This window comes from Algibacillus agarilyticus (assembly GCF_003286125.1).
Lineage (GTDB): Bacteria > Pseudomonadota > Gammaproteobacteria > Enterobacterales > Alteromonadaceae > Algibacillus > Algibacillus agarilyticus.
Genome location: NZ_QMED01000032.1, coordinates 43,346 through 55,684 on the forward strand (window position 1 = coordinate 43,346; position 12,339 = coordinate 55,684).

The window sequence follows — 12,339 nt, forward strand, 5'->3', positions numbered from 1 at the left end:
ATTTTTTATGACAACATATTCATTCGAACTTACCGATGCTGAAGCAACGGTTGCTTTTGGTAAACGTTTATCAAGTATTATTAAGTTACCTTGCCAAATACATTTGGTGGGTGATTTAGGCGCTGGCAAAACCACATTTAGTCGTGGTTTGATCCAGGGTTTTGGCTATAGCGGTAATGTAAAAAGCCCCACTTACACACTAGTGGAGCCTTATGAATTAGGTTCTATTAATATTTATCATTTTGATTTATACCGCCTTGCTGATCCTGAAGAGCTTGAATTTATGGGAATTAGAGATTATTTTGCGGGGCTTAACCTTTGTGTGATTGAATGGCCAGAAAAGGGCGATGGGTGGTTGGAACCTGCTGATATTCTGGTTAATATGCAATATATTGAACAGCATCGCCGTATTACTTTAACGGCAAAAAGTGAACATGGGAGAAAAATTCTCACTCATCTCACGCCGTAAGTTGTGAACTAATTAGACGAATCATGAAAAAAAATAGATTGGCCTTTTACGTTATTTTAATTTTTTGCTTTAATTTTTCTGCTTTTGCGAGCAATAAAATTAACAGTGTGCGTATTTGGCCGTCACCTGATTCGACTCGAGTTGTATTTGACCTTTCTGAAAAACCCACTTTTAGCTATTTCTTTTTAACCAAGCCTGATCGGCTTGTGCTCGATATTTTAAATACAGGCAAAGGTTTAGATTTAAATTCAGTTGTTTTAAAAGGCGATTTAGTTAAAAAAATTAGATACAGCACGCCAAAAGAGAAAAACGCTAGGCGTATTGTTATTGAGCTCAACAACAAAGCGACGGCTAATTTATTTTCATTATTACCGACTTCTCCTTATGGCGATCGATTAGTGATTGATATTAATAATGAAGGTGCGGTTTCGAATGCTTATAAAACCGTTGCTGATACAACAAACCGAGATCTCGTTATTGCAATCGATGCCGGGCATGGCGGAGAAGACCCTGGTTCTATTGGTGCCAAAGGTCATTACGAGAAAAAAGTAACGTTACAAATAGCGCAAAAACTAAATAACATCTTAGCGAAAGAGAAAGGCATTAAACCGGTTATGATCCGCACCGGCGATTATTATGTTGGCCTAAATGCGCGTTCAGAATTAGCACGTAAACATAAGGCTGATTTGTTGGTTTCTATCCACGCCGACGCTTTTACGAGTCCACAACCTCGTGGCGCTTCTGTTTGGATGCTATCGATGAAAAGAGCGAACACCGAAATTGGTCGTTGGATTGAACAAAAAGAAAAGCATTCTGAATTGCTGGGTGGTGCTGCGGAAATTATTGGTGATACCCAAAATGAGCGCTATTTAGCCAAAGCGTTATTAGATATGTCAATGGAGCATTCAATAGCGACGAGTTTTGATGTGAGCAATAAAGTGGTTAAAGAGCTTAAGCGTGTAACTAAGTTGCACAAAACACAACCGCAGACGGCCAGTTTAGCCGTGTTGAAATCGCCTGATATTCCTTCCATATTGGTGGAAACGGGATTTATTTCAAATCCGAGTGAAGAAAAGTTATTAAATCAGCGTGAACATCAAACAAAGTTAGCGACAGCCCTCTATCGGGCAATAACTCAATACTTTAGAACTAATCCACCCGATGGCACTTTGTATGCGTCTTTATATCAAGGTCGTGAATACACGGTTCGTAAAGGCGATTCTTTATCAGTATTAGCTGCACGTTACGCCGTTAGCATCTCAGAGTTAAAAAAAGCAAACCGTTTAAAAAATGACTCATTACGTATTGGCCAAACCTTAAAAATTCCACAATCTTAATGCCTATTCAAATTTTACCACCTCAGTTAGCTAATCAGATCGCCGCGGGTGAAGTTGTCGAAAGACCAGCCTCCGTTATTAAAGAGCTACTTGAAAACAGTTTAGATGCCGGTGCAACGCGTATTGAAATCGATATTGAAGCGGGCGGCAGTCAACTCATTCGTATTCGAGATAATGGCACTGGTATTATTAAAGATGAGCTGGGGTTGGCTTTAAGTCGGCATGCAACCTCTAAAGTTTGCTCATTACAAGATTTAGAAGCGATCACCAGTTTAGGTTTTAGAGGTGAAGCGTTAGCGAGTATAAGTTCTGTTAGTCGTTTAACACTGACAAGTCGCACGGCTGAACAAGCTGAAGCTTGGCAAGCCGAAGCCGAAGGGCGAGATATGGCTGTCTCGTTAAAACCAGCAGCACACCCTGTTGGCACAACGATTGAAGTCGCCGATTTGTTCTTTAATACGCCTGCACGCCGTCGTTTTTTGCGTACCGATAAAACTGAGTTTACTCATATCGAAGAAGTCATAAAACGAATTGTTCTGAGTCGTTCGGATGTCAGTATTAAACTAACCAATAACGGTAAATTATATAAACACTATCGTGCAGCTCAAGATGATCGAGCTCAGGCACAACGCATTAGTGCTGTTTGTGGGCCGAGCTTTGTTGAAAACACAATAAAGTTAGATATTGATTATGATATTGTTTCTATTTCGGGGTGGCTTGGTGAGCCTAAAATAGCCAGACCACAACGTGATGTTCAATATTGCTATGTGAATGGTCGCATGATGCGCGATAAATTAATCAATCACGCGATTAGACAAGCTTACGAGAGTCGTATTACAAACGAGCAGCATGCGGCCTATGTTTTATTTATTACGGTCGACCCTAAGCAAGTCGATGTAAACGTGCACCCCTCTAAACATGAGGTTCGTTTTCATCAGTCTCGTCTTATTCATGACTTTATTTATCAAGCGGTTCATGCGGCGTTGAATAATGAACTGGTCGATAATGCAGTAGCAGACGCTTATGATCCACAATTTAAACCTATTGAATCGCCAGTCAAGAGTAGTGAATTATATGCCGGTCAAATAACTGAAACGCAATTTGAACGTGAACGTCAAGCTTCGCCTACTGAAAAAATACGGACAGATCAGCATGACATAGAATTTTCATCATCTAACCAGGTTGGTTCGAGTCGCGATAAGCATTATGCGCCACCTGTATATGATAAAAAATCAGCTCAAGGCGTTGCAGAGCAGTTAGGCAATTACACTGAGTTAATGCAGCCTGTAACAGACGTTTTTGATACAAAAAATGATAAAAACACGAGTACCTTTGATAAGCAAAAGGTGAGTGTTAATACGTTCAGTGATGACTCAGCCGTTCGAGTGCTTAGTTTAGTCGGCGAACAGCATATTTTAATTTTAATTGCTGACAGGTTATATAACTTACCCGCCCGCGTATTACTTAAAGCTATTTTATTGGCTAAATTGCACTACGTGAAAAATAATGAAAGTGCGGTCTCGCAACCCTTATTGTTACCCGTTGCGATAAAAACAGATGAAGATTTGCTCTGTTGTTGGAATAATGCACGTGATCTATTGTCACAATTGCAATTTGAAATACAAAAACCACGGCATGACACGCTCGTCATTCAAAAAGTACCTGCGGTATTGCGGAATTTAAATTTAGCTAAAGTGGTGAGCGATTGGTTGATGTTTATGCCTGCTACCCCCATTAATGAATTAGCCGCTTTAAATGAGTTAGTTAATATTATTGCAAACGAATACGCTGCGCCTACTCAGTCAGATATAAATACCTGGGTGCAAGAGTTTGAAAATTTAAGTGATCAATCTTTTGCTGAATTTGTGCAAACAAATGGCCATCTAGTTCATTACCAATTTGAGCCAACAACATAAAGAATAAAACACATGAGTGATGAAAACCCACAAGCTATTTTTTTAATGGGGCCAACCGCTTCAGGAAAAACGGCTTTAGCTATTGAGTTATATAAAAATTTACCTTGTGATGTGATCAGTGTGGATTCAGCTCTCGTATATAAAGACATGAATATTGGTACGGCTAAACCAACTGCTGAAGAGCAAGCTGCTGCACCGCATGCCTTAATTGACTTTTTAGATCCGAGCCAAGCTTATTCAGCCGCCGATTTTCAACGCGATGCCCGTCAGTTGATGCAAAAAAGCATTGATGCAGGGCGTATCCCTGTTTTAGTTGGCGGAACCATGTTGTATCACAAGGCCTTGCTTGATGGCTTAAACGATTTACCAGAATCGGATCCCATTGTGCGGGCTGCTTTAAAACAGCAAGCAGACGAGTTAGGTTGGCCTGCTATGCATGCCATGTTAAACGAAATTGACCCTATTGCAGGGGCTCGCATAAATGAAAATGATCAACAGCGTATTAATCGTGCACTTGAAGTTTATAAAATTTCAGGTAAAACACTAACTGAATTAACACAAAGTAAAGAAAATGCGCTGCCTTATAAAGTTGCGCAATTTGCGATAGTGCCAAATGATCGATCGGTTTTACATAAGCGCATCGAATTACGTTTTCATCAAATGTTGCAATTAGGGTTTGAAGAAGAGGTGCGGGCTTTACATGCTCGTGGTGATTTGAATGTAGAGATGCCATCTATTCGTTGTGTTGGGTATCGACAAATGTGGGATTATATTGAGGCTAAATCTAGCTATGACGAAATGGTTTTTCGCGGTATAGTTGCTACTAGGCAGCTTGCTAAGCGTCAACTTACTTGGCTACGTGGTTGGTCAGATCTAAATTGGCTCGAAAGTGAAAATAAGCAAAATTTGACTAGCATTTTACGCTATTTTTCCTAAAATTTGTTTATTGCACTCTAACAAGCGTTATTGTTGACGTAGAATGTAAGTTGTTTCGTTTATAACACAGAATAATTAAATAATTGATTTGCCTAAAAAAACAGCTATTTGTTTTTACAATCAAATTAACTTTTTCACAACCATGGTCTAATAACAATAATAGGAGCCTTTTATGGCAAAGGGACAGTCTTTACAAGACCCGTTTTTAAATGCATTACGTCGTGAGCGTATACCTGTATCTATATATTTAGTAAACGGAATAAAACTACAAGGACAAGTTGAGTCATTTGATCAGTTTGTTATTTTGTTGAAAAACACCGTTTCTCAAATGGTTTATAAACACGCCATTTCAACAGTGGTTCCTTCGCGTCCATTCCAAACCAACCCAAATGCCCAACCTCAACCAGGTGAAACCAATATTGCAGAGTAAACGTTATTTGAGAGGTATACCGCTTGTTTGATCGTTATGAATCGGGTGAGCAGGCTGTACTTGTACATGTTGACTTAGATGACGAAGTAGCAAGAGAGGACCTGCAGGAGTTAAAGTTATTAGCTTCTTCTGCGGGTGTTGAAACTCTTGCTGTTATCACTACGTCTAAGTCTTCTCCTCATCCAAAATTTTTTGTAGGTTCAGGTAAAGCACAAGAAATAGCAGATACTGTTGCCGCTTTAGATGCAAAAGTTGTTATTTTTAATCATGCTTTAGCGCCTTCCCAAGAAAAAAACTTAGAAACATTAATTAAATGTCGTGTTTTAGATCGCATTAGTTTGATTTTAGATATATTTGCTCAACGTGCGCGTACGCATGAAGGTAAATTACAGGTTGAACTTGCACAATTACGACATGTATCGAGCCGTTTAATACGGGGCTGGACTCACCTCGAACGGCAAAAAGGTGGGGTTGGTTTACGAGGACCTGGTGAAACTCAGCTTGAAACCGATAGACGTTTAATTCGCGGTCGCATTAAAAACATTCAACGCCGTTTAGAAAAAGTGGAAAAGCAACGTGACCAGGGCCGCCGTGCTCGTATGCGTAACGATATTCCAACGGTATCATTAGTCGGCTATACCAATGCAGGCAAGTCAACATTGTTTAATCACATCACTAATGCGGATGTGTATGCCGCTGATCAGTTGTTTGCGACATTAGATCCTACTTTGCGAAAAATGTCCTTAGAAAATGTAGGCTCAATAATCCTCGCGGATACGGTAGGATTCATCCGACATTTACCTCATGACCTTGTGGCGGCTTTTAAAGCTACCTTACAAGAAACGCGTGAAGCTGATTTGCAGTTGCACGTTGTTGATGTGTCAGATGAAAGAAGAGCAGAGAATATCGATGCTGTTCAGACCGTTTTACAAGATGTTGGGGCAGATGAAGTGCCACAATTGCTTATTTACAATAAAATTGATGCGGTTGACGATATTCATCCTCACATAGATAGAAATGAAGATGGCGTCCCTATTCGAGTTTGGCTTTCTGCACATACGGGTGAAGGTATTGATTTACTTGTTGAAGCATTATCCGAACGTTTAGCTAGGGAGATGGCTCGCTATCAATTGAAAATTCCGCCTGCTGAAAGTCAATGGCGCGGCGTGTTTTATGAACTTGAGTGCATAGTCGATGAAGACTTCAGTGATGATGGTAGTTGGCTTGTTACTGTAAACATGAGTGAAACTGAATGGCTAAGACTTGTAAAACGAGATTCTAACCTCATTAATTACATCGTCGAATCTGGTAAATAGATTTATTTAGAAAACTATTTAAATTATATTTAATAAAAATAATATTTTAATTTATGAATTGGAGCTAATTATGGCCTGGAATGAACCGGGTAATAGTAATAATAAAGACCCTTGGGGTAATAATAACAAAGGTGGGAAAGATCAAGGACCACCAGACCTAGATGAAATATACCGTGATACGGTTACCAAAATGAAAAAAGCGTTTGGCGGCAACGGCGGCTCAAATAATGGCTCATCAAATGGTAGCTCAGGTGCGAGTAGTACAGGTTTAGTTATTGGTTTTATTGTTGTGCTATTAGTATGGGCTTATATGGGCCTTGCAACGATTAAAGAAGCTCAGCGTGGTGTTGTTTTACGTTTTGGTGAGTTTCATAGCATTATTGAGCCCGGTCTTAAATGGCAGCCCGCTTTTGTTGATAAGATAATTCCTGTCGATGTTGAGTCTGTCGTATCATTGACCGCAAGTGGTGAAATGTTAACGCAAGACGAAAACGTCGTTATCGTTTCTATGGATATTCAATACAGAATATTAGACCCTAGAGCTTATCTTTTCAGTGTGACTGATCCAGATTACAGTCTGCATCAAGCGACCGATGCTGCTTTAAGACAGGTTGTGGGTCATACCAATATGGATGACATTTTAACAACAGGTCGTGAAGTTGTTCGTCAGCAAACGCGTGAGCTACTTGATGCGACTATCGAACCTTATAATTTAGGGATAGAAGTTGTTGATGTTAACTTCTTGCCTGCTCGACCTCCTGAGCAGGTTAAAGAAGCCTTTGATGATGCCATTGCCGCACAAGAAGATGAAGAAAAGTTTGTTAATGAAGCCAATGCATATGCTCGTGAAATTGAACCTACTGCGCGTGCAAAAGTTAGACGCATGGAACAAGAATCTGAAGCTTATAAGCAACGTGTTATTTTAGAAGCGCAAGGTGAAATTGCACGCTTTGAAAAATTACTACCGGAATATCAAGCGGCTCCAGAAGTTACGCGTCAACGTTTATACATTGAAACAATGGAAGCTGTTTATGCTAATACATCTAAAGTTATGATTGATGTAGAAGGCGGCGGCAACATGATGTACTTACCTTTAGATAAAATAATGCAACAGCAAAATAATAATGTTCAAACTCAAAATACGTCGCCGTTTAATCAAAATAGTACGCCACAATCGACGTCGATAGAAGCAACTCGTAACTCAGAACGTTTTAATACGGGTCGTCAGTCGAGTGGGAGAAACTAGAAAATGAGAAATTTAATATTATTCCTTAGTACTGTTGTTTTGTTTGTCGTGTACACCTCTGTATTTGTTATATATGAAGGCTCACGTGGTATTGTTATCCAGTTTGGTAAAGTTAAACGTGATGATGCTAATACAACGGTGGTTTATCAGCCGGGTATTCATTTTAAAATACCGTTTATTGATTCGGTGCGTCTATTAGATGCACGAATTCAAACAATGGATGATGAAGCTGATCGTTTTGTTACTTCAGAGAAAAAAGATTTAATCGTTGATTCTTATGTAAAGTGGAAAATAGAAAACTTTGAAGTTTTCTATTTGAAAACCGGTGGTGACACCTTACGTGCCGAAGCTTTACTTAAAAAGAAAATCAACAATGGCTTACGTAGCGAATTTGGTAGTCGTACCATTGCTGAAATCGTTTCGGGCGAGCGTGATGAATTAATGGAAGAAGCATTAATTGAAACGTCGAAAAGCGCTTCGGATCTGGGTATCAACATTGTCGATATTCGGGTTAAACGTATTAACCTACCTAATGAAGTCAGCAATTACATCTTTGCGCGTATGCGCTCAGAGCGTCATGCTGTTGCAAAAGAGCATCGCTCAGAAGGTCGAGAGAAAGCTGAGTTTATCCGAGCTGACATCGATGCTCGAGTGACCATTATGCTTGCTGAAGCTGAACGTAACTTGCGTATTGTTCGAGGTCAAGGTGATGCCGAAGCCGCAAAAATTTATGCTGATACTTACAGTAAAGATCCTGAGTTTTATAAATTTTTACGTAGCTTAGACGCTTATAAAGTGAGCTTTAATAATAAAAGTGACGTTATGATCGTTAAACCTGATAGCGATTTCTTCCGTTACTTGAAAGAAACAAATGGTAAAAAATGATTTAGGTTAAGGCCTAAATTAATTAAAAAACGCATCAATTTTGATGCGTTTTTTGTTTACAGATTAAAATAATAAGCGTTTTAGCATCATGATTGCAGTTGTTAAAATTGTAAAAATAAATAGTAGAATGTTGTTTTTTTACTAAAAAAACATCGCTTAGCTAATTGCTAGCGTTATTTCGTCTACTTTATCGCCAAAAATTCAGATCTTCTTGCCCTTAATTGATGATTTTATCCAAACAAATTGATAGAATCCTCGCCCTTATTTTGACAAAAGATTTTTAAAAATGGGTAAAAACGTTGTTGTACTCGGCACCCAATGGGGTGACGAAGGTAAAGGTAAAGTAGTTGACCTACTTACAGATAAAGCAAAATACGTTGTTCGCTACCAAGGTGGTCACAATGCTGGACATACTTTGGTTATTGACGGCGAAAAAACGGTGTTGCACCTCATTCCTTCTGGTGTATTACGTGATTCGTTAACCTGTATTATTGGTAATGGTGTTGTTCTTTCTCCTGAAGCATTAATGAAAGAAGTGACCATGCTGGAAGCGCGCGGTGTACCGGTTCGCGAACGCTTGAAAATCAGTGAAGCTTGTCCACTAATTTTGCCATATCATGTTGCTTTAGACCAAGCTCGTGAAAAAGCACGTGGTAATGATAAAATTGGAACGACGGGTCGGGGCATTGGTCCTGCGTATGAAGATAAAGTTGCTCGACGCGGATTACGTGTTGGCGATTTATTCTGCGAAAAACGTTTTGCGAAAAAATTAAAAGAAGTTATGGAGTATCATAACTTTGCATTAACACAATATTATAAAGTTGATGCCGTTGATTACGAAAAAACATTAGCTGACGCACTGGCGCTAGCACCTATATTAAAAGATATGGTTATTGATGTTACTGAAACACTAGATCAAGCTCGCCGTGCAGGTGAGTTGATTATGTTTGAAGGTGCTCAAGGTACATTACTTGATATCGATCACGGTACATACCCTTTTGTTACCTCTTCAAATACAACGGCTGGTGGTGTTGCGACGGGTTGTGGTTTTGGTCCATGTAACTTGGATTATGTGTTAGGCATTGTTAAAGCTTATACAACACGAGTGGGTGAAGGTCCTTTCCCGACTGAATTATACGATGGTTTATTAAAACAAGACCCTGTTGGTAAGCATTTAGGTGACAAAGGTCATGAATTTGGTGCTACAACAGGTCGTTTACGTCGTACTGGTTGGTTTGATGCGGTTGCAATGCGTCGTGCGATTCAGCTTAACTCGATTACCGGTTTTTGTTTAACTAAACTAGATGTTCTTGATGGTTTAGAAGAAATAAAAATTTGTACGGGTTATAAACTGGCAGACGGAACGATCACTAATGTGACTCCGTTAGATGCTGAAGGTTATGCTGCAGTTGAGCCTGTATATGAGTCAGTGCCTGGTTGGAGTGATAATACGTTTGGTGTTAAAGTTTTTGATGAATTACCGCAAGCTGCGCGTGATTACATTAAACGTTTAGAAGAAATTTGTGAAACGCCAATTGATATTGTTTCAACGGGTCCTGATCGTGTAGAAACGATTGTTTTACGCAATCCGTTTGATATCTAAGTTAAGCATCTTTAACTTAAGTATTAAAAAAGCGAGCTATGCTCGCTTTTTTGCTTTATGACACGAAAAAATTAATATAACGATTAATAATTTAAGCTCTGCCGGTAAATTTAATTTCCGCAGTATTAATCTTGATTTTTTCACCTTGTGAAATATGTTCTGGTACTTGAACAACTAAACCCGTTGTTAATGTTGCGGGTTTTGTTCGTGCACTGGCTGAAGCGCCCTTTAAAGACGGGGCTGTTTCTTCAATAACAAGTTCAACCATCGCCGGTAAATCAACACCCACAGGGCTACCTTCGATTAAAATAACTTGTAATCCCTGAGTCTCTTCATTAATAAAGAGTACTTCATCCGCAATTGAATCTTTATTTAAGTGATAAGGCGTATAGTCTTCATTGTCCATGAAAACATATTCTTCACCATCAATATAAGAAAAAGTGGCATCACGGCGGGTTAAGTCAGCTAAGTTGAGCATTTCTTCTGCTTTAAATGTCTCGTCTACTTTTCCACCGGTAACAACATCATATAAGCGCATGCGATACAAACTACCACCTGCACGGCCTTGAGGTACAGAACGCACAATATCTCTAACCATCATTACGCGACCATTAAACTCGATTGCCGCATTCTTTTTTATTTCACTTGCCTTTGGCATGGGGGATCCTCATTAATTTTTCTGAAAAATAGCAGAAATATACCGACTAACCAAGTGAATTAGTCTTTAAGATTTGAAAATTATTAATATTAAATAACGGTGCTATTAAATAGGGTGATTAAAGAGGGCTTATTTTACTGCTTTATTGGCTTCAGCGATCAGGTAACGAATAAAAAATCAGTAGATAGCTCAAATAAGGTATCTACTGATCGAGAGTGATTATAAACGTTTTAATAATTCTGCTTTTTTAGCACCATATTCTTGTTCTGACAATACACCTGCTTGGTGTAATTGTGAAAGCTGTTTAATCAAATTGATAATATCGTTACTGCTTTCTTGATTTTCGGTCATCAAGTTTGCATTCGTGTCTACTTGGGGTTCTGTTGTTATATCTGCAGGCTGCTGATATGTTATTTCAGGTTCAGTCTGTGGCGCTTCAGCAAAGTTAGTATTAATCGGTTCTGGTTGCTGGGTTTCATTTCCGTTTATTATCGGCAAGCTATTAACCGCAATTGTTCCATATTGGCTATTAAATGTTAAATTGGTATTTCCGCCTTGCTGCTGGCTTATGCCGCCTATATTGTGATCTAAGGTGTCGTATACGGTAACGTGTTGGTTTGATTCAATCGCTAAGCGATTAGGAAAAATAGCATATCGAGTATTATTTTGTGATCCACTGCTAAAAGGTGAGCCTAATCCTGCTGGCCACCATTGATTATGCGATGGTGAATTTTTAGCTGGCGGCACAAAAATTTGTTGGTTAGCTAGCGCATTTGATAGTTCGTTGCATAAATTATCAACGGTATTTTTTAAACCATTGTTAAACATATCCCCAACCATCGTCATGCCGCCTCGCATCCATTGGCCTGAACCGCCCAACTGGTAGCAGTTGAACTGCGCCATACTGCCGGCTCCGTTATTAACTGCAATTAACATATGAAGTACACTATCTGTATTTAGATTGTATCTTTGACTTAGGTTGTTGACTAAATCTTGACCTGCTGTAGTAAGTTGCATTTGGATGGAATCCTTGGGGAAAACCCCGTTATATAAGGGAAAAGCTGTTAGTTGATACTATCAATAATACGGGAGTCTGCCTATATAATAAGCATTAAATATTTAATACATTTAACTATTTTTATGTATTGAGGTTTTGATTGTTTCTTTTCTGTTGGTATTGTAATTGAGTTGTATTTTTATTGTGAGTAAGGCGGGGTGTTGTTAACGTATTGGGGCCTTAAAATTTTTTGCTGTAATTAATATAAGGTAAAGTGGGTGTGCGCGCTCATCAACCTTGATGAATATACTCCTGTAAATACGCGCTCACGATAAAGTCATATCAACCTGATAACGCTTTAAGCTTCCTAGCATTGTTCATCCCGAACAAGTATCCGTATTGAAGTGACTCAACATCCTGATGAGTTATCCCTTTATTCTATATCCTTATAGAAAGTGTCTTTATAAAAATGTCCGTATAAACAAAGTCCGTTTATCTGTCCTTTCTAACATGAGCTGCCATCCTGACAAGCTGTCCTTTTAGTCC

General features: G+C 39.0%; 11 protein-coding genes. 9 read left to right on the forward strand and 2 right to left on the reverse strand.

The window, feature by feature from the left end; all coding sequences use genetic code 11:
• Positions 1-7 precede the first annotated feature (7 nt).
• The 9 genes from tsaE (at position 8) to DPX34_RS18370 (ending at position 10,138) form a co-directional block, all read left to right on the forward strand.
• A complete protein-coding gene (gene tsaE / locus DPX34_RS18330) occupies positions 8-469 on the forward strand; it encodes a tRNA (adenosine(37)-N6)-threonylcarbamoyltransferase complex ATPase subunit type 1 TsaE (RefSeq protein ID WP_111979894.1) in 462 nt (153 codons plus the stop codon).
• A 23-nt stretch (positions 470-492) separates the two neighbouring features.
• On the forward strand, positions 493-1,806 hold the full coding sequence (locus DPX34_RS18335) for an N-acetylmuramoyl-L-alanine amidase (RefSeq protein WP_111979895.1): 1,314 nt from the start codon (positions 493-495) through the stop codon (positions 1,804-1,806).
• Positions 1,806-3,722, forward strand: coding sequence for a DNA mismatch repair endonuclease MutL (gene mutL / locus DPX34_RS18340; protein ID WP_111979896.1), 1,917 nt, complete (start codon positions 1,806-1,808; stop codon positions 3,720-3,722). Before DPX34_RS18335 ends, mutL begins: the two co-directional genes overlap by 1 nt.
• Before the next feature lie 12 nt (positions 3,723-3,734).
• Entirely contained in the window at positions 3,735-4,658 is a 924-nt protein-coding gene (gene miaA / locus DPX34_RS18345) for a tRNA (adenosine(37)-N6)-dimethylallyltransferase MiaA (RefSeq protein ID WP_111979897.1), read from the forward strand.
• 172 nt (positions 4,659-4,830) lie between these two features.
• Positions 4,831-5,088 carry an RNA chaperone Hfq gene (gene hfq, locus DPX34_RS18350; RefSeq protein WP_111979898.1) on the forward strand — a complete coding sequence of 86 codons (258 nt, stop codon included), beginning with the start codon at positions 4,831-4,833 and terminating at the stop codon, positions 5,086-5,088.
• Between the two features lie 23 nt (positions 5,089-5,111).
• Entirely contained in the window at positions 5,112-6,404 is a 1,293-nt protein-coding gene (gene hflX / locus DPX34_RS18355; protein WP_111979899.1) for a ribosome rescue GTPase HflX, read from the forward strand.
• 70 nt (positions 6,405-6,474) lie between these two features.
• Positions 6,475-7,650 carry an FtsH protease activity modulator HflK gene (hflK, locus tag DPX34_RS18360; RefSeq protein ID WP_111979900.1) on the forward strand — a complete coding sequence of 392 codons (1,176 nt, stop codon included), beginning with the start codon at positions 6,475-6,477 and terminating at the stop codon, positions 7,648-7,650.
• A gap of 3 nt (positions 7,651-7,653) precedes the next feature.
• Positions 7,654-8,535, forward strand: a complete 882-nt coding sequence (gene hflC / locus DPX34_RS18365) for a protease modulator HflC (RefSeq protein WP_111979901.1) — start codon at positions 7,654-7,656, stop codon at positions 8,533-8,535.
• 286 nt (positions 8,536-8,821) lie between these two features.
• A complete protein-coding gene (locus DPX34_RS18370; RefSeq protein ID WP_111979902.1) occupies positions 8,822-10,138 on the forward strand; it encodes an adenylosuccinate synthase in 1,317 nt (438 codons plus the stop codon).
• Positions 10,139-10,229: 91 nt separating this feature from the next.
• Here DPX34_RS18370 and efpL read toward each other — a convergent pair whose 3' ends face one another.
• Positions 10,230-10,796: an elongation factor P-like protein EfpL gene (efpL, locus tag DPX34_RS18375; RefSeq protein WP_111979903.1), complete on the reverse strand. Its 567-nt coding sequence runs from the start codon at positions 10,794-10,796 to the stop codon at positions 10,230-10,232.
• Positions 10,797-11,015: 219 nt separating this feature from the next.
• Positions 11,016-11,813, reverse strand: a complete 798-nt coding sequence (locus DPX34_RS18380; RefSeq protein ID WP_111979904.1) for an SHOCT domain-containing protein — start codon at positions 11,811-11,813, stop codon at positions 11,016-11,018.
• Positions 11,814-12,339: the final 526 nt, after the last annotated feature.

Excerpts from the sequence above, each read along its gene's own strand:
- tsaE (WP_111979894.1), top strand. The coding sequence starts at position 8 with ATGACAACATATTCATTCGAACTTACCGATGCTGAAGCAACGGTTGCT.
- DPX34_RS18335 (WP_111979895.1), top strand. The coding sequence starts at position 493 with ATGAAAAAAAATAGATTGGCCTTTTACGTTATTTTAATTTTTTGCTTT.
- mutL (WP_111979896.1), top strand. The coding sequence starts at position 1,806 with ATGCCTATTCAAATTTTACCACCTCAGTTAGCTAATCAGATCGCCGCG.
- miaA (WP_111979897.1), top strand. The coding sequence starts at position 3,735 with ATGAGTGATGAAAACCCACAAGCTATTTTTTTAATGGGGCCAACCGCT.
- hfq (WP_111979898.1), top strand. The coding sequence starts at position 4,831 with ATGGCAAAGGGACAGTCTTTACAAGACCCGTTTTTAAATGCATTACGT.
- hflK (WP_111979900.1), top strand. The coding sequence starts at position 6,475 with ATGGCCTGGAATGAACCGGGTAATAGTAATAATAAAGACCCTTGGGGT.
- hflC (WP_111979901.1), top strand. The coding sequence starts at position 7,654 with ATGAGAAATTTAATATTATTCCTTAGTACTGTTGTTTTGTTTGTCGTG.
- DPX34_RS18370 (WP_111979902.1), top strand. The coding sequence starts at position 8,822 with ATGGGTAAAAACGTTGTTGTACTCGGCACCCAATGGGGTGACGAAGGT.
- efpL (WP_111979903.1), bottom strand. The coding sequence starts at position 10,796 with ATGCCAAAGGCAAGTGAAATAAAAAAGAATGCGGCAATCGAGTTTAAT.
- DPX34_RS18380 (WP_111979904.1), bottom strand. The coding sequence starts at position 11,813 with ATGCAACTTACTACAGCAGGTCAAGATTTAGTCAACAACCTAAGTCAA.